We start from the raw sequence: 22,769 nt of genomic DNA, 5'->3' as shown, positions 1-22,769 counted from the left end.
CTTCTATTGACGTCTGGAACACTCAGAAATGGCCGTGTGTTCTGATGTTGCCGATGACGTTGCGGGATCGCCGCTGGTCTCAGCCTGAGCTCATAAACCCGCCGGGGATGAATGGCGATGAATCTCGCGATTCTACACCGCTGGCGTCAGGAGGGAATGGCGCAAAGCGTTGTTCCAGTGCTGACGAAGCGTTCGGGATGACGACCGGCAAGGTTAATCGCTGTCCGGTCGCCCCACGAGATCGTTGCGCCGACTGATCCGGACGTTCAATGCCAGTGCTACCCCGCTGAGTATCACGAAGCTGTAGCCGAGCGTGGATTGCAGGTTGGCCGGGCTCAGGCTGATCAAGGCACTGATCATGCCGCCGCAGATGAAAATGATCGTGCTGCCGGCCGAGGCCGAGGTGCCGGCGTTTTCCGGAAACAGGCTCATGGCCCGGGAAGTGGCCGCCGGCCGTGCAATGGTAGTGCCGGCGGTACAGATCAGCATCGGGATCAGCACGGTCGCCGGAGCCAGTGCAAAGCTTGATGACAGGTAAAGCATGCTCAGGCCCGCGGACAGGATCAGGCTCAGGCCGACGACCATCTGCTGGTCGCTGTTGAGGCGTCTGCTCAACAGGCTGGCGAGGATACCCCCGGTGACGTAAGCCGCACCGTAGATCAGCAGGATCAACGAAAATTCGTAAGCGGAAAGTTGCAGCCGATCCATGAAGATCAGCGGCGAGATCACGATGAATGAAAAGTGGCAGGCGAATGCAAACGCTGAAATCAGCCAGTAGCCGACGAAGTCGAAATCTCCCAGAACCCGTCGATAGGCCATGAAGAAGTTCGTACGTGTGTCACTGGCGGTCGGTCGGGTGTTTTCCAGAAGCAGCCAGGCCTTGAGCAGCACTGCGGCGGATAAGCCGATGAACACCCAGAAGCTGCCGCGCCAACCCAGTGTCGCCTGAAGAAAGGTGCCTGCCAGCGGCGATACCGAGATGAATATCCCGCCGGCGGTGACCATCAGGATCCGCAGGCGATCGCGTTCTTCGCCTTCGAACAGATCCTGCACCAGCGCCTGGGACAGCACGAAGCAACCGCACCCCAGCGCCTGCACCACCCGGAACGTCAGAAACAGCGAATAGTCCGAGGTCATCACGCACCCGAGGGCGCCGAGCATAGAAACGCTCATGCCGGCGAGCAGCAGGCCTTTGCGTCCGATCACATCCGACAGCGGCCCGATCAGCAACTGGGCGAAGGCGATACCGACGGCGAACAGGCTGATCGACAGGGCGATGTCCGCCGGGGTGCGGTGAAAGTGTTCGGCCAGTGCCGGGAACGAAGGCAGCAGGACATCCAGCGGAAAGACGCCGAGCAACACCATCGCCAGCAAAAGACTGACAGCTCCGCGCCGCTGACGTCCGGTCACCACAGATTGTCCGTCATCCATCGATCAGTCCCGCCCTGGCAAAAAGTGTCTGGTTTTGAGGTTCGGCGAAAAATCCGGCTTTCTTCAATGCGCTTATCGTGGCGAGGCTGCCGGAGCGTGCTCGCTGTCGAATGGCCTGCGCTGTAGTCATCGTGCCGAGAATGTCCATCACCGTGGTGTCGGCAATGCCCTCGCCACAGAGGCTTTCCTGCAGCCAGTGCTCATCCACTTCGAAGAAGATTTCCAGAATGTCGAGCAAGGTCGTTGCGGTGAACGTTCGCTGTCGCGGGTCCAGGTGCAACCAGAGGTAGTGGAACACTTCGGTGAAATAGCGGCTGTGGCGCGCTTCGTCGGTAAGGTGATCGCGCAACATATCGTTGACGCCGGACACCAGGCTGTCGCGGCAGACATCCAGCAGTTCACGGGCAATGATGGTTTCCGAGACGAAACCCAGAAGAAAGCGCGCCAGCGGCTGGTGCTCCTGCCCAGTGCGTGCGATCAGCAGGTTCATCCGGGTGATCCGTCCGGGCATGACCGGGCGCCCGGTGATGGCGTAGAGGCTGGCGATCTGCTCCGCCACCTGACTGGAAAACAGAGCGTGATAGCCCTCGTCGGTATAGAGCTGCAGTGCGGCGGTTTTCATCGGCGCCGGCACCGCGACCGGCAGTTCTTCGTGGACGATGGTTTCGACAGCGCGATTGACGATCCGGTGTTCGAGCAATGTGGTGTAGTCGAGAAAATGCACCAGATGTCGGGCCGTAAGCCGATGCAGCATCGAACGGCCCGCTGCCTTGATGGCCGGGTGGGCCAGGTAGGGCAGGAATGTCGGCGGAAACCAGTGCCGGGTCTCCAGTTGTTCCTGCACGTTGTCCGGCAAGCGGTAATCGTGAGGGCTGGTGCGGACCGAGGCGCGGGTGTTCCAGTCACTCAGGGTGAACTGGAAAACCGGTGCCGGGGCGAGGGCGTTCATGGTTGTGCCTCACGCAGCAGGTCGCGCATTTCCTGACACATCGCCTGACCGTCGCTTTCCCCGCAACCGACGAAAAACAAGGGTTGCTCCGCACTGTTCTCGAGTTGCAGCAACGTTTCGACCTGATCATCGGAAAACGCGCCCGTGAGCCAGGTGTTCATGCCCAGGGCCGTGGCCACCAGTTGAAACGTCTGCGAAAGGTGCCCGGCTTCGACGAATGCCATTCGATAGGCACGCGAATGCGGGTATTTCCACCAGAGCCGGTCAAAACGGGCGGTGATGAACAGCCCCAATGGCAGGTTGTTGATGAAGTGCTGGCCTCCCAGCAGATTGCCGGGCGCGGTATCGGGCAAAGGGTTGATGAAGCTCAGGGCATGTTCGGTGGGGTGGTAGGCATACACGCCGGGCGCCAGTCCGTCGACGTTCTTTACCAGCACGAACCCGGCGCAGGCATTGAGGCCGCCGCCGGAAGGGCTGCTGCGTCGCGCGCCAAGTCCATCGGCGATGCTGTCGTCGCGATCGGCGTCGCGTTCTCGCAGGTAACCAAGTGACAGATAAAGCAAGGTGCCGACATCGTCCAGCGACACGGCGGCGCCGGTGAAGGATCGGCAGGTCTTTCGCCGGGTCAGCGAATTCGACAGGCTGTCGTCATTCAATGCCAGCGGCTCGGGCAGGGCGATGAGTGCGTTCGGACCGATATCCACAGGCATGTCGTGTGGCGCTGGAGTGGCGAGCACCGTGTTGCAGTGTTCGAGGTATTGCCTGGACCATTCCTGAATATTTCGGGGAGTATGTTCGCAAGGAATATCCCGAGTCCCGATATGGTAGATCATGGACAGTTCATCCCAGCCCCAGGCAGGGGCGGAGATTTTTGAAGAAGTCAGTATTCCGGCATTTAATAGCTGTGTATCTATTATGTTGCTGCTGTCATATAAGTCGGGGTTGTGAATAAGTTGCGCCAGTCGGGAGGAATACTCAAGATCAAGTTCATGTTGAGTATGGTCTCTGTAATTCCAGACTATCTGGCCGGGAGTTCGCGGCAGTATGAATAAATAAGGGTTTATATGCATGTTGTGACACGCTGCTCTGGATAGTTGCTTTGTCAGAGGCGCTGGGTAGCCGGCTATACCCAGCGCCCACCTTATTTAACGGGCTTTAGGTGCGACCAGAAAAGCCAGGTTTGCGAGGGTGCGGGATTCCAGAGTGATTGCTTTCATGATTGAACTCCTTGTTCATTGTTACTTGGATTAGTTGGTGTCACCTCCGTGGTGACGACTTAATAATAGTTTGTAATGGATTAATCGCAAGCAAATATTAAGTAGGAATAATCCAGTAATTTTGTCGGAGTGATCTTTGGCTGGAACTGATTGTGTAAGTTAAATTTCAGTAAATAAAGTATTTGCGGAAATATCCTGCACGTTGGTAGGAATATAAATGTAGGAAAGCAAAATCAAAGACAAAAAGAAGGGGAGCCCGTGGGCTCCCCTTTCGATAGCGTCAATGCCGTGGATCTGTCAGCTGTTCGGCAGCAGGCGGCAGGTGATGCTCTTGATGTAGCGGGTTTCCGGGATGGCCGGGTGTACCGGATGATCCGGGCCCTGAGCGCCGCGCTCCAGCAGCTGGATGTTGCGGTCCAGGTGACGGGCGCTGGTCAGCAGGATGTTCTGCAGATCGTCTTCCGGCAGGTGCATCGAGCACGAAGCGCTGAACAGGATGCCGTCCTTGTTGAGCAGTCGCATGGCTTGCTCGTTCAGGCGACGGTAGGCGCCTTCACCGTTTTTCAGGTCTTTCTTGCGTTTGATGAACGCAGGCGGGTCGGCAACGATCACGTCAAAGCGCTCTTCGCCGGCCTTGAGTTCCTTCAGGGCTTCGAAGACGTCGCCTTCGATGCAGGTCATCTTGTCGGCGAAACCGTTCAGTGCGGCGTTGCGCTCAACGCCGTCGAGGGCGAAGCCCGATGCGTCGACGCAGAACACTTCGCTGGCGCCGAATGCGGCGGCTTGCACGCCCCAGCCACCGATGTAGCTGTACAGGTCCAGCACGCGCTTGCCCTTGGCGTAAGGGGCCAGGCGGGCGCGGTTCATGCGGTGATCGTAGAACCAGCCGGTTTTCTGACCTTGAACGACGGGTGCTTCGAATTTCACGCCGTTCTCTTCCAGTGCTACCCACTCCGGCACCACGCCGAAAACGGTTTCGGTGTAACGCTCGAGGCCTTCGGCATCGCGGGCAGCGGAGTCGTTCTTGAACAGGATGCCGCTTGGCTTGAGCACTTGGGTCAGCGCCGCGATCACGTCATCTTTATGGGCTTCCATGGTCGCCGAAGCGAGTTGCACCACGAGGATGTCGCCGAAACGGTCGACCACCAGACCCGGCAGCAGGTCGGAATCGCCGTAGACCAGACGATAGAACGGTTTGTCGAACAGGCGCTCGCGCAGCGACAGGGCCACGTTGAGGCGATGCACCAGCAGCGACTTGTCCAGCGGCAGCTTGATGTCGCGCGACAGCAGGCGGGCGCAGATCAGGTTGTTCGGGCTCATGGCAACGATGCCCAGCGGCTTGCCGCCGGCGGCTTCGAGGATCGCCTGGTCGCCGGCCTTGAAGCCGTGCAACGGGGTCGCGGCCACGTCGATTTCGTTGCTGTAGATCCACAAGTGACCGGCGCGCAGGCGACGGTCGGCGTTGGCTTTGAGGCGCAAGCTAGGCAGGGACATGACGTCGCTCCGGAAAAAAGAGCGGGAGTATACCGTGTTGCGCCTTATGCCGGGTTTGGCGTGCGATGAAACGCGGCGGGCCTCGTTACAAGCAGGCCCACCCCCGTGTCCACCCGCCTGTGCTCTATGCCGACAGCGCGTCAATCAGCGCTTTGCTGAATGCCGGAATATCGTCCGGTTGGCGGCTGCTGATCAGGTTGCCGTCTTTTACGACTTCCTGATCGACCCAGTTCACCCCCGCGTTGACCAGATCGTCCTTGACGGTCTTGTAGCTGGTCATGGTCTTGCCATTGACCAGCCCGGCCGAAATCAACAGCCAGCTGCCGTGACAGATCACCGCGATCGGTTTGCCGGCGGAGGCACCGGTCTTGACCAGATGTTGCGCGTCCTGGTCGATGCGGATGGTGTCAGAGTTCTGCACGCCGCCCGGGAGCACCACGGCGTCGTACTGATCGATGCTTGCGCCCTGGAAAGTCTGGTCGACCTTGAAATCGTCCGCAGGTTTATCGTGGTTCCAGCCTTTGACGCTGCCGGTTTCGGCAGAGAGGATGTCAACCTGCGCTCCAGCCTGCTCGAGTGCGTTTTTGGGACCGGTCAGTTCAACTTGCTCGAAACCATCGGTTACCAGAAAAGCGACGCGCTTGCTGCCGAGAGAATTTGCCATCGTTAAGCTCCTGAGTCTGTTGGGATTACAGCCCGGGGACAGATCGAGAACTGTTCCGGGCACTACAGATTCCGAAGGCCGGGCAAAAGTGAAAGTTCCTGCGAATTGCCCACTGGTGTGTCGTGCGGCGGTTTTTAGAGGTTAGAATCGCCGCCTGTCCCAGAGTGTGTACTTATGTCCCAAGAGCTGACCACCGAACAGATTCAACAGTCCCTGCAAGGCATCAGCGTGCCCGCGCAGCCGCAGATCATGGTGGATCTGCAAATGGAGCAATACATGCCCGACCCGGACCTGGAGACGATCGCCAAGCTGATCTCCCAGGATCCCGGCCTTTCCGGCTCGCTGCTGAAAATCGTTAATTCGCCGTATTACGGCCTGAGCAACAAGATTACTTCGATCAAGCGCGCGGTGAACCTGTTGGGCAGCCGTTCGATCGTCAATCTGATCAACGCCATGTCGATCAAGGGCGAGATGAACGATGACACCATCGTCACCCTCAATCGTTTCTGGGACACCGCCCAGGACGTGGCCATGACCTGCCTGACCCTGGCCAAGCGCGTCGGCACCGAGGCGAGCGACGAGGCGTACGCGTTGGGCCTGTTCCATGACTGCGGCGTACCGCTGATGCTTCAGCGATTCCCGGATTACATGACGACGCTCGAAAAGGCCTACGCCAACGCGAGTGCCGAGCGCCGGGTCGTGGATACCGAGAACGATGTCTACAACACCAATCACTCGGTGGTCGGTTATTACACCGCCAAGTCCTGGCGCCTGCCGGAACATGTCAGCGCGGCCATCGCCAACCACCACAATGCCCTGGCGATCTTCAGCGACGAGACCTCGCGCAACAGTCAGATGAAGAACCTGCTGGCGATCCTGAAGATGGCCGAGCACATCTGTGCGTCGTACCGGGTGCTGGGCAACCAGACCGAAGACTTCGAATGGCAGGCTGTCGGGCCGCTGGTGCTTGAGTACATCGGCCTCTCGGATTACGACTTCGAAACGTTGAAGCAGACGATCCGCGAACTTGGCGCGCACTGATTAGAGAAGCTGATGATTCGAGGAATCCATGCCTGAACTGCCGGAAGTCGAAACCACCCGTCGCGGCATCGCCCCGCACCTGGAAGGCCAGCGCGTCAGCCGGGTGATCGTGCGGGACCGGCGGCTGCGCTGGCCGATTCCCGAAGACCTCGATGTGCGGCTGTCCGGGCAGCGCATCGTGCTGGTCGAGCGACGCGCCAAGTATCTGCTGATCAACGCCGAGGCCGGTACGCTGATCAGCCACTTGGGCATGTCCGGCAACTTGCGGCTGGTTGAGGTCGGGATGCCGGCGGCCAAGCATGAGCATGTCGATATCGAACTGGATTCCGGACTGGCCTTGCGCTACACCGATCCGCGACGTTTCGGCGCGATGCTGTGGAGCAATGACCCGCTCAATCACGAGTTGCTGATCCGTCTGGGCCCTGAGCCGTTGACCGATCTGTTCGATGGCGAGCGGTTGTATCAGCTGTCGCGCGGGCGCTCGATGGCGGTCAAACCGTTCATCATGGATAACGCGGTGGTGGTGGGGGTCGGCAATATCTACGCGACCGAAGCACTGTTCGCCGCCGGTATCGATCCGCGCCGTGAAGCCAAAGGCATTTCCCGGGCGCGGTATTTGAAGCTGGCGATCGAGATCAAGCGCATCCTCGCTGCTGCCATCGAGCGCGGCGGCACCACGTTGCGTGATTTCATCGGTGGCGACGGGCAGCCGGGGTATTTCCAGCAGGAACTGTTTGTTTACGGTCGCGGTGGCGAGCACTGCAAGATCTGCGGCACAGGCTTGCGGGAAATGAAGCTCGGCCAGCGCGCCAGCGTCTGGTGTCCGCGCTGCCAAAGCTGACAGGGCGTCCGAAAAACGCCTACGGTCTATAGTGAGTTGTCTCACTGTTCAGCCCGAAGGATCGTGCCATGAAGTCCTTGCAAACCCTCATCGTCGCCCTGCTGCTGTGCTTCAGCCTGACCATTCAGGCCGCGGAAGGCGGCAGCGGCGATCCTCGTTACGCCATCCAGAATCCACCGGCCTACGCCATGCTCGGCGATCTGCTGATTGCCCGTCCGTTACTGGTGGTGGCGACGGTGATCGGTGCCGGGGCGTTCGTTGTGTCGTTGCCGTTCACCGCGCTGGGTGGCGGGATTGGCGATGCGGGAGAGGCGCTGGTGGTGGCGCCGGCGAAAGCGGCGTTCGTGCGTTGCCTGGGCTGCACTGGAGAGGGATTCGAACAGCGTGAATGACGTGATCGCAGCCTGCTGCTGCGATCACGGTCAGAAACTCAGGCCTTGCCGGTGATCTTGCGGTACTTCTCCATCAACTGTTCTTCAGTCTCCGGATGGGCTTCGTCCAGTGGAATGCAATCCACCGGGCAGACCTGCTGGCACTGTGGCTCGTCGTAGTGGCCGACGCACTGGGTGCACAGGTTCGGGTCGATCACGTAGATCTCTTCGCCTTGAGAAATGGCGGCGTTCGGACACTCGGGTTCGCAGACGTCGCAGTTGATGCAATCGTCGGTGATGATCAGGGACATGCTAACTCCAGCCGGGGCGGGGAGCCCGGGCGCTATGAATCAATGCGCGCAATTGTGCCGCATTGGCGCCCGTAGTGCACGCGGGCGCCGTTTGAACGGTCGTTACTTCTTGAAGCGCAGGGTCAGGGCTTCGGCCACCGCCGGATGAACGAACTTGCTGATATCGCCGCCCAGGGCCGCGATTTCCCGCACCAGGGTCGAGGAAATGAACGAATAACGCTCGGACGGGGTGAGAAACAGGCTCTCCACATCCGGGGCCAACTGGCGGTTCATGTTGGCCAGCTGGAATTCGTATTCGAAGTCCGACACCGCGCGCAGGCCACGCAGGAACACGTTGGCGTTCTGCTCTTTGGCAAAATGCGCCAGCAGCGTCGAGAAGCCGACCACTTCCACGTTCGGCAGGTGTTTGGTGACCTCGCGGGCCAGCTCGACCCGTTGTTCCAGCGGGAACAGCGGATTCTTTTTGGGGCTGGCGGCGACGGCGATGATCACGTGGTCGAACAGGCGCGAGGCGCGTTCGACCAGATCGCCATGGCCCTTGGTAATAGGGTCGAAGGTACCTGGGTACAACACTCGGTTCATCGCGTCGTCCTGGCGGGAATCCGTTGGGGAGTCGGATGGTATCGCAGCCGTCCCGGTCGGGAAAGTCGCCTGTTGGGTAAGAAAGCACTATAGACGATCGGAATTTTCGTCTTTTTCACGGGTTTCTCAGCCGTTCGCCGAGGGATGTCGCCAGTTGCGCCGTCAGACCATACACCGACAACTGCGGGTTGGCGCCGATGCTTGTGGGGAACAGCGAGCCGTCGTGAATCGACAGATTGCGCAGTTGATGATGGCGGCCGAGGCTGTCGGTGACGGCGGTTTTCGGGTCTTCGCCCATCGCGCAGCCGCCCATGACGTGGGCACTGCCCAGGCGGGTGCGATACAACTGCAGACTCAGGCTGTCGATCAACGAGCGGGCCTCGGCCAGGCTGTTCACGTAGCGCGCATCAGCGTGCATCGGCATCACTGCTTTGGCGCCGCCGGCGAACTGGATCTCGGCCATGCTGTGGAAGGAGCGACGCAAACCCTCCCAGGCGTAAGGCGAAACCTGATAGTCGAGTACCGGCGAGCCGTCACCGCGCAGCTCGACGCTGCCGCCCTGGCTGTCCGGGTGAAAACCGTCTCGCAGCAGGGCCAGCATCGCGTGGGTGTGCGGCAGGTCCGCCATGTGTTGCGCACTTTCCTGACCGAACCCGCCGAGCAATGTGGCAGCCAGCGCCGGGTGCAGCGGCGGCACTTCAAGCTTGTAAGCCATCGGGCCGGTGGTGCCGTCCTTCCACTGGAAATGATCTGAATAGATCGACTGCGGCGCACCGTAGAACGGGTTTATCACCTCGTCGAAACGCCCGGCAGACATGTTCACCAGATGCAGGAAGGTGCGCTTGCCCAGGCGTTTGTGCGGATCCGGTGCATCCGAACGCATCAGCAGTGCCGGGCTGTTGATCCCGCCGCCGGCCAGCACGTAATGCCGCGCCTTGACGGTGATCGTGCGTCCGGTCGGCTCGACGCAGCGTTCGTCCATCGCCACGCACTGCAGCCCGGTGACCTTGTCGCCGTTGATCAACAGTTTTTCGGCCCGGGCCAGATAGAGCAGTTCGCCGCCCTTTTCCAGGGTTGCCGGAATGGTCGTGACCATCATCGACTGCTTGGCATTGGTCGGGCAGCCCATGCCGCAGTAACCGAGGTTCCAGCAGCCGCGCACGTTGCGCGGAATCACGTGCCAGCTGTAGCCGAGCTGTTCGCAGCCTTTGCGGATCACGTCGTTGTTGGCGTTGGGCGGCACCCTCCACGAGGCGACGCCGAGGCGCTGCTCCATTTTCTCGAACCACGGTGCTATGTCGGCGGGGCTGTGGCCTTTGACGTTGTGTTCTTTGGCCCAGTGTTCGAGGGTCGGCTCCGGCGTGCGAAAGCTCGATGTCCAGTTGATCAGGGTGGTGCCGCCAACCGCGCGGCCCTGAAGGATGGTAATCGCGCCGTCCTTGCTCATGCGGCCGATGCCTTCCTGATAGAGGCTGCTGTAGGCCTGGTCTTCCAGCAGTTTGAAATCGCTGCTGGTCTTGAGCGGACCCTCTTCGATCAACAGCACTTTGTAGCCGGCGGCACTGAGGATTTCCGCCGTGGTACCGCCGCCGGCGCCGCTGCCGATGATGGCGACATCGGTTTCCAGGGTCAGGTCATCGCTGAGTTGCGCGCCGTTGTAGGTTTTCCAGCCACGGGCAAGGCCTTCGCGAAACGGGTCGGGTACGGGCATCGATCAGGTTCTCTTATTATTGTTTTGCGTGGGGCGCCAGGCTCAAACGGCGGGCGGGCCGGGGTAACCGCAATGGGCCCAGGATTCGGCGCGGGTGTACCAGGCCATCATCACCATTTGCAGCAATGAGCTGTGGCCCATGCGCAGCAGGCTCAGCGAGCTGTTTTCCCAGCGATCGAGGAAATGGCGGATCGCCTCGGGGCTGGCGTTTTCCCAACTGCCCCAGATTCCGGTCAATGGCCCGCGCGTCACCGCCATGCCCAGCACATCGAACAGTTGCCGGGTGAGCTTGAGCATTTCCGGCGACAGGTGATCGAGGCTGTAATCCAGCGACTTCAGGGTTCCATCGACAGCGGCGGGCATCTTTTCCACCGCGACGGCGCCATCGAGCATTACCGGAATCAGCGCGCGCAGAAACAGCAGGTCACCGCTGCGCAGCGTGGTGAATCCGTGGGCCGATACGCTCGATGAACAGCCGCTGAGGCTGGCACCAAGCCCGGCGGTGGCGAGGAACGCCGTGGCGCCCAGGCTGAATTTCAGCAGGCCACGGCGCGAGAGGGCAGGTGTTTCGGTCAGGCTTGGGTGCATTGTTGTTATTACCCGGCGGTGACGTTAGCGAATGAACAGTTTCTGGATCAGTTTCTGAATGGATTTGCCGTAGGGCGGGTAGATCAGTTTCGCCGCGTTGAAACGTTGTTTGACCAGCACGCCCTTGGCCTTGCTGAACGTCAGGAAACCTTCGTGCCCGTGGTAATGCCCCATGCCCGACGGGCCGATGCCACCGAACGGCATGTCGTCCTGCGCCACATGCAGCAGCGTGTCGTTGAGGCAGACGCCGCCGGAATGGGTTTCGCTGAGCACGCGCTTCTGTTCGCGTTTGTCGTAGCCGAAGTAGTAAAGAGCCAGAGGACGTGGCCGCTGATTGATGTAAGCAAATGCCTGATCCAGATCCTGATACGGCACGATCGGCAACAGCGGGCCGAAGATTTCGTCCTGCATCACCGTCATCTCGTCGCTGACATTCAGCAGCAGGCTGTGCGGCATGCGCCGGCCCTGGCCCTGCTCGAACAGCGGAATCAGCAGCGCGCCCTTGCTGGTGGCGTCGCTGAGGTAGCTGTTCAGTCGCGCCAGTTGGCGCTCGTTGATGATGGCGGTGTAGTCCGGATTGTCGGCGAGTGTCGGATAAAACCCGCGTACGGCCTGGCGATAGGCTTCGACGAAACCGCCGATGCTCGCTTCCGGCACCAGCACGTAATCCGGGGCCACGCAGGTCTGGCCGGCGTTGAGGGTCTTGCCGAAGGCGATGCGTTCGGCGGCGTCCTTGAGCGGCACGTCGTGGGAGACGATGGCCGGGGATTTGCCGCCCAGCTCCAGCGTCACCGGGGTCAGGTTTTCTGCCGCCGCGCGCATCACGTGCCTGCCGACGCTGGTGGAGCCGGTGAACAGCAGGTGATCGAAGCGCATCTTCGAAAACGCCACGCCGACATCGGCCTCGCCGAGCACCACGCACACCAGATCCTCGGGGAAGATTCGCGCCAGCAGTTGCTTGAGCAGCAGGCCGGTGGCCGGGGTCGATTCGCTGAGTTTCAGCATCACCCGATTACCGGCCGCGAGGGCGCCGGTCAACGGGCCGATGGCCAGAAACAGCGGGTAGTTCCACGGCACGATGACGCCCACCACTCCAAGCGGCTGGTACACGACTTTCGCCGATGCCGGCTGGAAGGCGACGCCGACTTTGCGCCGCGAAGGTTTCATCCACTGGCTGATGTGCCGGCTGGCGTAGTGAATGCCGTGCAGGCTCGGCATCAGTTCGGCGAGCAGGGTTTCATCGGCGCTGCGGTGGCTGAAGTCGGAGCTGATGGCGTCGATCAGGGCCTGCCGCTCGCTGCTCAACAAATCGCGCAGGGCCTTGAGCCATTGCTGACGCTGGGCCGCCGGCGGCATCGGGTTGGCGGCGTAGGCGGCACGCTGCGCATCGAACAGCCGATTGAGCTCTTCCAGCGGCTGTTGCAGCGTTTGCAGGTAGGCAATATCGGCAGTCATTGTCAGCTCCGGAGATGTTGTTGTGACGAACTTTTTAGAGTCTATGCTCTAGAAAGTCAAATGGCTTCCTTGCGCATCCTGGTTTTATCCGGTTCCGGTTAGGTCGTAAGATGCCCCCCAACGCACTCTGAATTAAAGCTCAAGCCATGGCCCCACGGATCAAAACCAGCGAGCGCATCGTGCAGAACAGCCTCGAGCTGTTCAATCAGCAGGGCGAGCGCAGCATCAGCACCAATCACATCGCCGCCCACATGGAGATTTCTCCGGGCAATCTGTACTACCACTTCCCCAACAAGCAGGCGATCATCGCCGTGCTGTTCAGTGAGTACGAAAGCCTGGTGGACAGCTTCCTGCGTCCGCCCCAGGGCCGGGCCGCGACGGTCGAAGACAAGCGTTTCTATCTCAAGGAATTGCTGTCGGCGATGTGGCGCTACCGTTTCCTGCACCGCGATCTCGAGCATCTGCTCGACAGCGATCCGGATCTGGCCGAGCGTTACCGGCGCTTCTCCCAGCGCTGCGTGATCCAGGGCGCGGCGATCTACGAAGGCTTCGTTGCCGCCGGGATCCTGAAGATGGACCGGGTGCAGATCGAATCCCTGACCCTCAACGCATGGATCATCCTCACCTCGTGGGTGCGCTTCCTGTGCACGACCCGAGAAAATTCCAATCACCTCAGCGAACAGGCCATTAAACGTGGCGTGTATCAGGTGCTGGTGCTGGAAGCGGGGTTCGTCACCGAGCAGGCCCGCGATGAGGTCAACGCCTTGTTCGAAGAGTTCTACGTGCCGCTGGCCCAGGCCCTCGAAGAGAGACCGTAATTCCATTTCCTCACTGGAGTCGTTCGCTATGCCGATTGCGCAACTGATCAGCCCGACCGCCCTGGATGCCCGCAAGGCGCAGCCGGGGCTGGTGATTCTCGATTGCCGTTTTGCCCTCGAAGACCCGGATTACGGCCAGCGCAGCTACGCCGAGGGGCACATTGCCGGGGCACATTTCGCCGATCTTGAGCGGGACCTCAGCGGCCCGGTGACCAAAGGCGTGACCGGTCGCCATCCGCTGCCGGAGCCGACGGCGCTTATTGATCGCCTGCAAGCCTTCGGCATCAACAACGACAGTGACGTGGTTCTGTATGACGACGGCCCGGGCGCCTATGCGGCGCGGGCCTGGTGGTTGCTGGCGTGGCTGGGCAAGCGCGACGGCGTGTTCATTCTCGATGGCGGGCTCAAGGCCTGGCATGCGGCGGGGCTGCCGCTGAGCCTCGATCCACCGTCAGCGGTCCGCGGCAACTTCAGCGGCCAGCCGGACATGAACCTGCTGCTCAGCGCCGAGCAATTGCAGCAGCGCCTCGGCCAACCGGCCCTGACCCTGCTCGATGCCCGCGCGTTGCCGCGCTTCAAGGGTGAAGTGGAACCGATCGACCCGATCGCCGGGCACATTCCCGGCGCGCAGTGCGCGGCGTTCACCGACAATCTGGGCAGCGACGGGCGTTTCCTGCCGGCCGATCAGCTCAAGCAGCGTTTCGCCGCGAAACTCGGCGAGCGTTCGCCGGCCGATCTGGTGGCTTACTGCGGCTCCGGGGTGACAGCGTGTCACAACCTGTTCGCCCTGTGTCTGGCGGGTTACCCGTTGGGTTCGCTGTATGCCGGATCGTGGAGCGAGTGGATCAACGAGCCGTCGCGCGGTATCGCGACGGGCGAATAAGCGCTCAGCGACCCAGCCGCGCGCTGCGATAGGCCGCCGGCCCCACACCATAAACCTGTTTGAACTGCCGGCTCAGATGGCTCTGGTCGGCAAATCCCAGCTGCGCGGCGACTTCCACCGGCACGCAGCCGCTCTGCAGTAAGCCCCGCGCACAGGCGATCCGCTGCTGCATCAGCCAGCTGTGCGGCGGCATGCCGGTGGCGCGGCGGAACACCCGGGCGAAGTGGAAGGGTGACAGGTTCACGGCCGCCGCCAGTTCTTCCAGCGAGGGCGGCGCCGCCAGTTGCGCGTGCAGCAACTCCTTGGCCATCGCCACCGCGCGATGCTCCTTGCCGGGGTTGCCGTTGATGTGCACCGCCGCGTGACGCTGCAACAGCCGCATCATCATTTCGCGCCACACCGTTTGCTGTTGCAGCGCGGTGGCGGGGCTTTCCAGCAAGCGGTGCAACTGACTGAAGCCGGTGACCAGATCCGGGTCGCGATACAGCGTTGCGCCAAAGGCCGGCATCGGCGCGGTCGGCAGTTCCAGTTCCTCAAGCAGCGAGACAATCTTGCCGGTGTCCGGGTAGAACGCACGGTACAGCCAGCCGTCCTCGGTGCCCTTGTGGCCGGTGTGCAATTCATCCGGATTGATCAGCACCAGCGTGCCGCTGCCCGCCAGGTGTTCGGCGCCGCGATAACGGTAGCGCTGGGCACCGGCCATGATCATGCCGATCACATAACCGTCGTGGACGTGCGGGGCGAAACGTTGCTCGATGTAGCGCGCGGTCAACAGCTCGACCCCGGCCAGAGGCGCGGCTTGCCAGAAACGGATCGACTCGCCCTGATCGCTCATGACCTCACCCGCGACCCGCGTCGGCCAGCCACTGCGGAATCCGTCGTTCCAGGTAATAGCCTGGCTGGCGGAGCGTGCCGTCGACGAAGCCGACATGCCCGCCCTTGTTCTGCAATTCGAACACGGTCGAGCTCGATAGCTCACTGGCTGAAGGCAAACTGTGGGGAAACACGAACGGATCGTCCGCCGCCTGAATGATCAGGGTCGGCGTACGAATCTCGCCAAGAAAGTAACGGCTCGATGCCCGGCGATAGTAATCCTCGGCATCGACGAAACCGTGCAGCGGCGCGGTCACCCGGCCATCGAAATCCCAGAAAGTGCGCATGTTTTCCAGCGAGCCGAGAGCGGCCAGTGCGGCAAGACCGTCCTCGCGCCCGTCGTGCTGGAACTGGCGCTGCTTGTTCTTGATGTAGGCCACCATCTCGCGCATGAAGTGCGCCTGATAGACCTTGGAGAAACCCTGGCCGATACGGTCGGCGCATTGATCGAGGCGAAACGGCACCGACACCGCCACGGCACCCAGTACGCCGCTGGCGCTGCCGGTTTCCCCCAGATGCTTGAGCAGCACATTGCCGCCGAGGGAATAGCCGACCGCATACAACGGCGCCAGTGGCCGCTTGGCTTTCAGATGGCGGATGGTCTCGGCGAGGTCTTCGCTGGCGCCGGAATGGTAGCTGCGCGGCAACAGGTTCGGCTCGCCGGAGCAGCCGCGCCAGTTCAGCGCAACACTGGCCCAGCCCTGTGCGGCGAGCGCTGCCTGGATTCCGGCCACATAAGGCGAATTGGAGGAGCCGGTCAGCCCGTGCAACACCAGCACCAGTGGCGCTTCGGCGCTGTGCGGGCCGTACCAGTCGAGGTCGAGAAAGTCGCCATCCTCCAGCCATAGCCGTTCGCGCTGACGGTCAAGGTGAACGGTCTTGCGCCACAGCGGCCCCCACAAGGTTTGCAGGTGCGGATTGCCAAGGCCGAAGGCGGGTGTGAAAAGAAAACCTGGTTCGGAAGGAGAAAGAAGTGCGCGCACGGTAAATCTCGACGGTGTCATGCATGAAGTGACAGTCATACAAGGGCTGTCACTTCAAGGGAGGTCTAACTTGCCACAAAGCCTGCATCGGCGCGACACGAATGCCCCGACGGCTCGACGGTCGGGACAATGGCCGGTTGCGGGAGCGGCACTTGGGGTACCGTCGGACCGACCGTCACTACCCGCCACTGATCGTCCGGCAGATGTTTGTCCATTGCCGTTCTGATCTGTTCAAGCGTCAGGCGCTGCACCTGTTGTGCGAAGAAGTCCAGGTCCAGTGGCAAGTGATGCCGGTTGATCTCGGCCAGGCGCCCGAGAATCTGCGCGTTGCTGGCGCTGCCAACGATGTTGGCGTTGGCCAGTCGGCGTTTGAAGTGAGCCAATTCCTCCTGTGTCGGGCCCTCACGCCGGAATTTGCTGAGCATCGATTTCACCAGGGCCACCGTTTCATTCGCGAATTGAGGGCTGGTCTGCAGGGTGATTGATGTCAGGCCGCTGCCCGCCCAGTCTTTGGTGCGAATGCTGGCGTCGTACACCAGGCCGCGTTTTTGCCGCAGTTCTGTCATCAGACGGGAGTTTGCTCCCCTGCCGAAAATCAGCGTCGCGGCATACAGCGCAACGAAGTCTTCGTGTTGGCGCGACAGGCTGGGTTGTCCCAGCAATACGTGAACCTGTTCCTGTGTGCGCTCGACATGGCGATGCATTTCAGTACCGAACGCTTTGAGCGGTTCGACGGTGGGCAATGCAACGAGGGGCGCGGGTAGCGCGTTGGCGATTTGCAGGCTGATGGCCTGTGCCTGTTCGACGGAAAGGTCTCCCACCAATGTAATTTGTGTCTGGCTTGCCGAGTGGGTCTGGCTGTGGAACGTTTGAACGGCCTGACGGATGAGCGAGGTCAGGCCGGCATCGGTTCCGTAGATCGAACGGGCGTATGGCGTGTCCGCAGCCAGCAGATCCAGCAGGCGCAGCAAGGCAATTTCCGCAGGTTGTTGCTGTTCTGCCAGCTGCAAGCCACGAAGCTCGCGCTTGACCCTGAGCAGAGCTTCTTCGGTAAGAGCGGGCTGCCCCAGCATTTGCGTAAACAGCTGCAGAGCCGGGCTGCTTTTGTCTGGATCGCTCAGGCTGCGTAACGTGAAAGTGGCACGTTCCTGATCCAGGTCCATCCCGAGCTTCGCTCCCAGCCCGTCGAACACTTCGGCGATCGCTGCATGATCGCTCATGTCGGCGACGCCTTCGTTGAACAGACTGAATGTCACCGCTGCCAGACCGGGTGTGTCGCCATCGTGCGCACTGCCGCCGGCGAAGCTGACGTGAACGTCGAACATTGGCAGATTCGTGGTGCGGATGAATAACGTTTTGATGCCTGTCGTGGTTTCCAGCCCTTGATGGTAAAGGGGCGTGGAGCCTGTTGTGTGGAGTCTGTTTCCAGCAACGATTGCAATCGAGTGTCGGGAAAGCCGGCTGGCGAGTTGGCGGCAGTAGCCGGGCTGGCTGACAGCCAACCGATGAGTGCGAAACAGGCCAGGACAGACTCAAAGACGCGCGCCGATTTATCCATGTTTTTTCTCCATGAGCACATGGGCGGTGCTGAGGCGTTCGCGGATCAGATATTTTTCAGCGGTCTGACGGATGTCCTCGGGCGTCACGTTCTTTAACTCGGCAATCTCCTGATCGAGCAATTGCCACGACAGGCCAATGCTCTCGAGGGCGACCAGCTGTTGGGCAGTGCTCTCGATAGAGTCTCGTGCAAAAACCCTTTGGGCGATCAACTGGGTTCGCGCGCGTTCCAGTTCATCGATGGAGGGAGGCGTTGTGCGCAGCTCCTCGAACAGATCCCAGACGCGTGATTGCGCCTTGTCAGGCGTGGCCGAGTGCGAATTGTCGAGCCGGGTGCGCACTATCAGGAGGGTGTCGCCACGGCTGTAAAGGTTGTAGCTGGCGTCGACTTGGCTGAGCAAATGCTCCTGGTGCAACAGGCGTTTTTGCAGGCGTGCGCTCTGGGAGCCTGCCAGCAACATTCTGATCAGCTGCAGTGCGTGTGCGGTCCGATCGGTGTCTGCCGTAGCCAGGCTGGGAACGTTGATTGCCATGATCAGTTGTGGGGCAGGAACCGGTTGATTGAGTGTGATTCGGCGTTCGCCCGGCTCCGGCAGTTCATGAGGTTTCACGGCTTGTGGAAAGGCGCGACCGGGCAGGCCGCCGAAATAACGCTGAGCCAAGGGCTGAACGTAATCGAGCGTGACGTCACCGACGACAACCAGCGTGGCATTGCCGGGGGAATAGCGTGACTCATACCAGCCCCGCAACTGAGTGGCGTTCAGACCGTGCAGGTCATTCATCCAGCCGATGACGGGCGTCCGGTAGCTGCTGGAGGGATAGGCCAGAGCTTCCAGGCGTTCCATTGCGGTGTCGAGAGGACTGTCTTCAACACTCCAGCGACGTTCTTCCTGAATGACGGCAATCTCGGGGGTGAAATCCTCAGGTCTGAGGTGAGCGGTCGACATCAGGTCGGCCATCAGCTCAAACGCGACGCCCAGATAAGGCTTGGGCAGCGTCTGGTAATAGGCCGTGACGTCCTTATTGGTAAAGGCATTTTCCGATGCGCCCAGGGATTCCAGAATGGCCGATGCCTCACCCGGACAAGTCTTGCTGCTGCCCTTGTAAAGCATGTGCTCCAGCGCGTGGGACAGTCCGGTCTGGCCCGGCGATTCGTCAGCCGAGCCGACTTTGAACCAGAGTTGTGAGGTGACCAGCGGGGCCCGGTGATCCTCGCGGACGACGACCTTCAGGCCATTGTCCAGCAGAAACTCATGGGTGGTCGGTGGTGGATCGGCCAGCGCCAGCAGCGGGGCGAGGGCCAGGCAAGGCAGCATCCTGCTGCACAAAGTGTCCATAAGTGATTCATCCTCAGTGGATTACGGAAATGGCGTAATCCACTGTGGAGATTTTGCAGGGGAGGCGTGCGGTAGTTATCTACCGCACGCCGGGCATTGCGTGGATCGACGGTGTCAGAGAGCGGGCAGGCTGCGCTGCCACAACGCGTAGTACACCCGCCCGGATTTCTGCTCGCGGTGCAGGCGCCAGTTGCCCGGCAGGCCGAGGGTCGATGGTGCGGTTTCGCTTTCAGTGTAGATCCACGAATCTTCGGCCAGCCATTGGCGCTCTTCCAGCAATGTGCACACCGACGGCAGCAGGTTCTGGTTGAACGGCGGGTCGAGGAACACCAGGTCGAACGGAGTCGCGGTCTGGGTTTCCAGGTAGCGCAGCGCATCGGCGGTCTGTACGTGGCCGTTGGTGCAGCGCAGCGTGCCGAGGTGTTCTTTCAGGCTGGAGACCGCAACATGGCTGGCGTCCAGGGCCTGACCCATTGCTGCGCCACGGGACAGCGCTTCCAGAAACAGTGCGCCGCTGCCGGCGAACGGATCGAGAACCTTGGCCCCGGCAACGTACGGCGCGAGCCAGTTGAACAGGGTTTCGCGTACCCGATCCGGCGTCGGACGCAGGCCCGGCGCATCAGGAAAGCTCAGTTTGCGGCTGCGCCATTCGCCGCCGATGATGCGCAACTGGTTCACCCCGTTGTGCAGTTTTTGTACAGGTTTCTTTGGACTGGCCATTAATGCTCCGGAACCCCGAGCGGCTGCTCGGCAGGTTTATCAGATGGGGCCGGTAACGGCTTTTGCGGCACGGTCGGGCCAGCGCTGACGATGACCAGTTTATCCGTGCTCAAGTGTTTGTTCAGAACGTCGCGAACCTGCTCGACCGTCAGGCTTTGGGACTGACGCATGAAGTCGTCCAGATAGCTCAGCGGCAGGTTGTAGAACCCCATGGCGCCGAGCTGACCGACGATATCGGCATTGCTCGCGGTGGACAGCGGAAAGCTGCCGGCCAGTTCGCGCTTGGCGTCGTCCAGTTCTTTCTGGGTCGGGCCGGTCTTGAGGTAGTCGGCGAGCACGTCCTGCACCAGTTTCAGGGTGCCTTCGCTCATTTCCGCGCGGGTCTGCAGGTTGATCATGAACGGGCCACGAGCCTGCATCGGGCTGAAGGCCGAATACACGCCGTAGGTCAGGCCGCGCTTTTCACGCACTTCGCTCATCAGTCGGGTGCCGAAACCGCCACCGCCGAGGATCTGGTTGCCCATCGACAGCGCGGCGTAGTCCGGGTCGTCACGGTCGATGCCCAGTTGCGCAATCATCAGATTGGTCTGCTTGGACGGGAATTCGATGTGGCCGACGCTGGCCTTCGGTTCGGTCGGTTGCTCGATTTTCGCCAGCGCCGGGCCTTTTGGCAGCGCAGCGGACACCTGATTGGCAATCGCCTCGGCTTCACTGCGGGACAGATCGCCCACCAGTGCGATCACCACGTTGCCCGCCGCATAGGCCTTGGCGTGGAACTCACGCAGTTGCGCCAGCGTGATTTTCGGCACGCTTTGCGCGTTGCCATCGCTGGAATGGGCGTATGGGTGATCGCCGTACAGACGCTTCATCAGCTCCAGGCTGGCGAGTTTGCCGGGGTTCTGTTTCTGGTACTCGAAACCGGCGAGCATCTGGTTCTTGATGCGCGTGAAGGAGTCGGCCGGGAAGGTCGGTTTGCCCACCACTTCCGAGAACAGTTTCAGCGCCGGCTCGCGTTTGTCGGCGGCGCTCAGGCTGCGCAGCGAGGCGATGGCCATGTCTTTATAGGCGCCGTTGCCAAAGTCCGCGCCCAGGCCTTCGAAACCTTGGGCGATGGCACCGACGTCCTTGCCCGCCACGCCTTCGTTGAGCATGGCGTTGGTCAGCAGGGCCAGGCCCGGCGCGTTACCGTCCTGGCTGCTGCCGGCGGCGAAAATCAGGCGCATGTCGAACATCGGCAATTCGCGGGCCTCGACGAACAGCACCTTGGCGCCTTCGGCGGTATTCCAGGTCTGCACGTCGAGCTTGCGGCTGGCCGGGGCCTTGCCGTCGAGTTCCGCCAGCGATTGCAGCTTCTGGCTGGACTTGGCGTTATCCAGCGCTTCGCTGGCCTTGGTGTTGTCGCTCGGCACCAGATAGAACGCAGCGGAGCCGATGACGGCCACGGCGATCAGGCCGAGCAGCAGGCGTGGGGTTTTGCGCTCACTCATGAGTCGTCTCCAATGGCAGGACGTGGGCGACGCTGAGACGTTCGCGGGTGAAATACAGCTTGGCGGCGTTCTGGATGTCTTGCGGGGTGACGCTTTCCAGATCGGCCAGTTCGGTGTCCATCAGTTTCCACGACAGACCGACGGTCTCCAGCTGGCCGATGGCGGTGGCCTGGCTGGTGATCGAATCGCGCTCGAAGACCAGGCCGGCGATAACCTGCGCACGCACGCGCTCCAGTTCTTCGGCGGACGGTGCGGTGGTTTTCAGCTGATCCAAAAGTTTCCACAGACCGGCTTCAGCCTGGGCCATGGTCTTTTTCTTCTGGGTGTTCGGCGTGGCCGATAGGGTGAACAGGCTGTCGCCGCGAGTGTAGGCGTCGTAACTCGACGAACCGCCGGACACCAGCTCTTCACCGCGCTCCAGCTGGGTCGGGATGCGGCCGCTGTAGCCGCCGTCCAGCAACGCCGAAATCAGGCGCAAGGCGTTGACCGAGCGTTTGTCTTCGGCGGTGGCGATGCTCGGAACGTTGAAACCGAGCATCAGGCTTGGCAGTTGGGTCTGCACGTGCAGGGTGATCTGGCGTTCACCCGGTTCCGCCAGCTCCAGCGGCTTTTTCGCCGGTGGCACGTCGCGTTTCGGGATCGGCCCGAAGTAGCGCTGGGCGAGGCTTTTCACCTCGTCCGGGGTCACGTCGCCGACCACCACCAATGTGGCGTTGTTCGGCACGTACCAGGACTGATACCAGTGACGCAGCTCTTCGACCTTCATCCGCTCAAGGTCGGCCATCCAGCCGATGGTCGGCGTGTGATAACCGCTGGCCGGGTAGGCCATGGCCTTGTAGCGCTCGTAGGCCTTGGACATCGGCTTGTCGTCGGTGCGCAGGCGGCGCTCTTCCTTGATGACTTCGATTTCCTTGGCGAACTCGTCGGCCGGCAGCCGCAGGCTGGCCATGCGGTCGGCTTCCAGTTCGAAGGCCACGCCCAGACGGTCGCGGGCCAGCACCTGGTAATAAGCGGTGAAGTCGTCGCTGGTGAAGGCGTTCTCTTCGGCGCCGAGGTCGCGCAGGATCAGCGAAGCTTCGCCGGGGCCGATTTTTTCGCTGCCCTTGAACATCATGTGCTCGAGGGCGTGGGACAGACCGGTCTGGCCCGGGGTTTCGTAGCTGGAACCGACCTTGTACCAGACCTGCGACACCACCACCGGCGCGCGATGGTCTTCGCGCACGACGACCTTCAGGCCGTTGTCGAGGGTAAATTCGTGAGTCGGTTGCGGATCGGCCGCCAGGGCCGAAAGGGGCAGGCAGACTGTGCTGAGCAGCAGGCCTGCGGCGCGGCGGGCTAGAGCATTCATTCGTTTTTAAACCTGTTGGGCTGCCCGCTTGGTCTTAGCGTCGGCGGGCGAGAGGGTGCTAGGATACTGATCCGTTTTACCGGCGACCACGCCTATCCGGTTTTGAAA

Annotated in this window: 22 protein-coding genes; 5 read left to right on the top strand and 17 right to left on the bottom strand. The window is 61.3% G+C overall.

Translation table 11 applies throughout. The annotated features are described in order from the left end of the window. Window positions 1-213: 213 nt before the first annotated feature. From CAF79_RS11630 to CAF79_RS11610, 5 genes are all read right to left on the bottom strand, one after another. Window positions 214-1,431: an MFS transporter gene (locus tag CAF79_RS11630; RefSeq protein WP_085697878.1), complete on the bottom strand. Its 1,218-nt coding sequence runs from the start codon at window positions 1,429-1,431 to the stop codon at window positions 214-216. Next, entirely contained in the window at window positions 1,424-2,380 is a 957-nt protein-coding gene (locus CAF79_RS11625) for a diiron oxygenase (protein ID WP_085697877.1), read from the bottom strand. The genes CAF79_RS11630 and CAF79_RS11625 overlap by 8 nt, the downstream gene beginning before the upstream one ends. Then, window positions 2,377-3,450, bottom strand: a complete 1,074-nt coding sequence (locus CAF79_RS11620; RefSeq protein ID WP_085697876.1) for a SagB family peptide dehydrogenase — start codon at window positions 3,448-3,450, stop codon at window positions 2,377-2,379. The genes CAF79_RS11625 and CAF79_RS11620 overlap by 4 nt, the downstream gene beginning before the upstream one ends. Before the next feature lie 444 nt (window positions 3,451-3,894). Further along, entirely contained in the window at window positions 3,895-5,091 is a 1,197-nt protein-coding gene (locus CAF79_RS11615; RefSeq protein ID WP_085697875.1) for a class I SAM-dependent rRNA methyltransferase, read from the bottom strand. A 124-nt stretch (window positions 5,092-5,215) separates the two neighbouring features. Next, window positions 5,216-5,755: a type 1 glutamine amidotransferase domain-containing protein gene (locus CAF79_RS11610; RefSeq protein ID WP_085689565.1), complete on the bottom strand. Its 540-nt coding sequence runs from the start codon at window positions 5,753-5,755 to the stop codon at window positions 5,216-5,218. Window positions 5,756-5,983: 228 nt separating this feature from the next. Between CAF79_RS11610 and CAF79_RS11605 the strand changes: the two genes are divergently transcribed. From CAF79_RS11605 to CAF79_RS11595, 3 genes are all read left to right on the top strand, one after another. After that, entirely contained in the window at window positions 5,984-6,796 is an 813-nt protein-coding gene (locus tag CAF79_RS11605) for an HDOD domain-containing protein (RefSeq protein WP_162130477.1), read from the top strand. Window positions 6,797-6,824: 28 nt separating this feature from the next. Further along, a complete protein-coding gene (mutM, locus tag CAF79_RS11600; protein WP_085697874.1) occupies window positions 6,825-7,637 on the top strand; it encodes a bifunctional DNA-formamidopyrimidine glycosylase/DNA-(apurinic or apyrimidinic site) lyase in 813 nt (270 codons plus the stop codon). Between the two features lie 68 nt (window positions 7,638-7,705). Then, entirely contained in the window at window positions 7,706-8,029 is a 324-nt protein-coding gene (locus tag CAF79_RS11595) for a multidrug transporter (protein ID WP_085697873.1), read from the top strand. A gap of 38 nt (window positions 8,030-8,067) precedes the next feature. Here CAF79_RS11595 and CAF79_RS11590 read toward each other — a convergent pair whose 3' ends face one another. The 5 genes from CAF79_RS11590 to CAF79_RS11570 form a co-directional block, all read right to left on the bottom strand. Then, a complete protein-coding gene (locus CAF79_RS11590) occupies window positions 8,068-8,319 on the bottom strand; it encodes a YfhL family 4Fe-4S dicluster ferredoxin (protein WP_003195146.1) in 252 nt (83 codons plus the stop codon). 102 nt (window positions 8,320-8,421) lie between these two features. After that, on the bottom strand, window positions 8,422-8,901 hold the full coding sequence (gene coaD / locus CAF79_RS11585; protein ID WP_007953414.1) for a pantetheine-phosphate adenylyltransferase: 480 nt from the start codon (window positions 8,899-8,901) through the stop codon (window positions 8,422-8,424). A 115-nt stretch (window positions 8,902-9,016) separates the two neighbouring features. Then, window positions 9,017-10,612, bottom strand: a complete 1,596-nt coding sequence (locus CAF79_RS11580) for a GMC family oxidoreductase (protein WP_085697872.1) — start codon at window positions 10,610-10,612, stop codon at window positions 9,017-9,019. Window positions 10,613-10,654: 42 nt separating this feature from the next. After that, window positions 10,655-11,200, bottom strand: a complete 546-nt coding sequence (locus CAF79_RS11575) for a twin-arginine translocation pathway signal protein (protein WP_085697871.1) — start codon at window positions 11,198-11,200, stop codon at window positions 10,655-10,657. Window positions 11,201-11,224: 24 nt separating this feature from the next. Further along, window positions 11,225-12,655, bottom strand: a complete 1,431-nt coding sequence (locus tag CAF79_RS11570) for a coniferyl aldehyde dehydrogenase (protein ID WP_085697870.1) — start codon at window positions 12,653-12,655, stop codon at window positions 11,225-11,227. Between the two features lie 146 nt (window positions 12,656-12,801). Between CAF79_RS11570 and CAF79_RS11565 the strand changes: the two genes are divergently transcribed. Both CAF79_RS11565 and CAF79_RS11560 read left to right on the top strand, forming a co-directional pair. Next, window positions 12,802-13,473, top strand: a complete 672-nt coding sequence (locus CAF79_RS11565; RefSeq protein ID WP_085697869.1) for a TetR/AcrR family transcriptional regulator — start codon at window positions 12,802-12,804, stop codon at window positions 13,471-13,473. 28 nt (window positions 13,474-13,501) lie between these two features. After that, window positions 13,502-14,356 (top strand): sulfurtransferase, encoded by an 855-nt coding sequence (locus tag CAF79_RS11560; protein ID WP_085697868.1) that lies wholly within the window; start codon window positions 13,502-13,504, stop codon window positions 14,354-14,356. 4 nt (window positions 14,357-14,360) lie between these two features. On the opposite strand, the gene CAF79_RS11555 is transcribed toward CAF79_RS11560, so the two are convergent. The 7 genes from CAF79_RS11555 to CAF79_RS11525 all read right to left on the bottom strand — a co-directional run bounded on the left by CAF79_RS11555 (window position 14,361) and on the right by CAF79_RS11525 (window position 22,661). Then, a complete protein-coding gene (locus tag CAF79_RS11555; RefSeq protein WP_085697867.1) occupies window positions 14,361-15,191 on the bottom strand; it encodes an AraC family transcriptional regulator in 831 nt (276 codons plus the stop codon). A gap of 4 nt (window positions 15,192-15,195) precedes the next feature. After that, on the bottom strand, window positions 15,196-16,212 hold the full coding sequence (locus CAF79_RS11550) for a hydrolase (protein ID WP_256579264.1): 1,017 nt from the start codon (window positions 16,210-16,212) through the stop codon (window positions 15,196-15,198). A gap of 65 nt (window positions 16,213-16,277) precedes the next feature. After that, window positions 16,278-17,714 carry a pitrilysin family protein gene (locus CAF79_RS11545; RefSeq protein WP_139832589.1) on the bottom strand — a complete coding sequence of 479 codons (1,437 nt, stop codon included), beginning with the start codon at window positions 17,712-17,714 and terminating at the stop codon, window positions 16,278-16,280. 48 nt (window positions 17,715-17,762) lie between these two features. Then, window positions 17,763-19,106 carry a pitrilysin family protein gene (locus tag CAF79_RS11540; protein WP_085697864.1) on the bottom strand — a complete coding sequence of 448 codons (1,344 nt, stop codon included), beginning with the start codon at window positions 19,104-19,106 and terminating at the stop codon, window positions 17,763-17,765. A 114-nt stretch (window positions 19,107-19,220) separates the two neighbouring features. Continuing rightward, window positions 19,221-19,826: a 16S rRNA (guanine(966)-N(2))-methyltransferase RsmD gene (rsmD, locus tag CAF79_RS11535; protein ID WP_085697863.1), complete on the bottom strand. Its 606-nt coding sequence runs from the start codon at window positions 19,824-19,826 to the stop codon at window positions 19,221-19,223. Beyond that, a complete protein-coding gene (locus CAF79_RS11530) occupies window positions 19,826-21,313 on the bottom strand; it encodes a pitrilysin family protein (RefSeq protein ID WP_085697862.1) in 1,488 nt (495 codons plus the stop codon). The genes rsmD and CAF79_RS11530 overlap by 1 nt, the downstream gene beginning before the upstream one ends. Beyond that, window positions 21,306-22,661 (bottom strand): pitrilysin family protein, encoded by a 1,356-nt coding sequence (locus tag CAF79_RS11525; protein ID WP_085697861.1) that lies wholly within the window; start codon window positions 22,659-22,661, stop codon window positions 21,306-21,308. The genes CAF79_RS11530 and CAF79_RS11525 overlap by 8 nt, the downstream gene beginning before the upstream one ends. Between the last annotated feature and the right edge of the window lie 108 nt (window positions 22,662-22,769).

Source organism: Pseudomonas sp. B26(2017), from assembly GCF_002113045.1.
GTDB lineage: Bacteria > Pseudomonadota > Gammaproteobacteria > Pseudomonadales > Pseudomonadaceae > Aquipseudomonas.
This window is presented reverse-complemented; position numbering and strand designations above follow the sequence as displayed.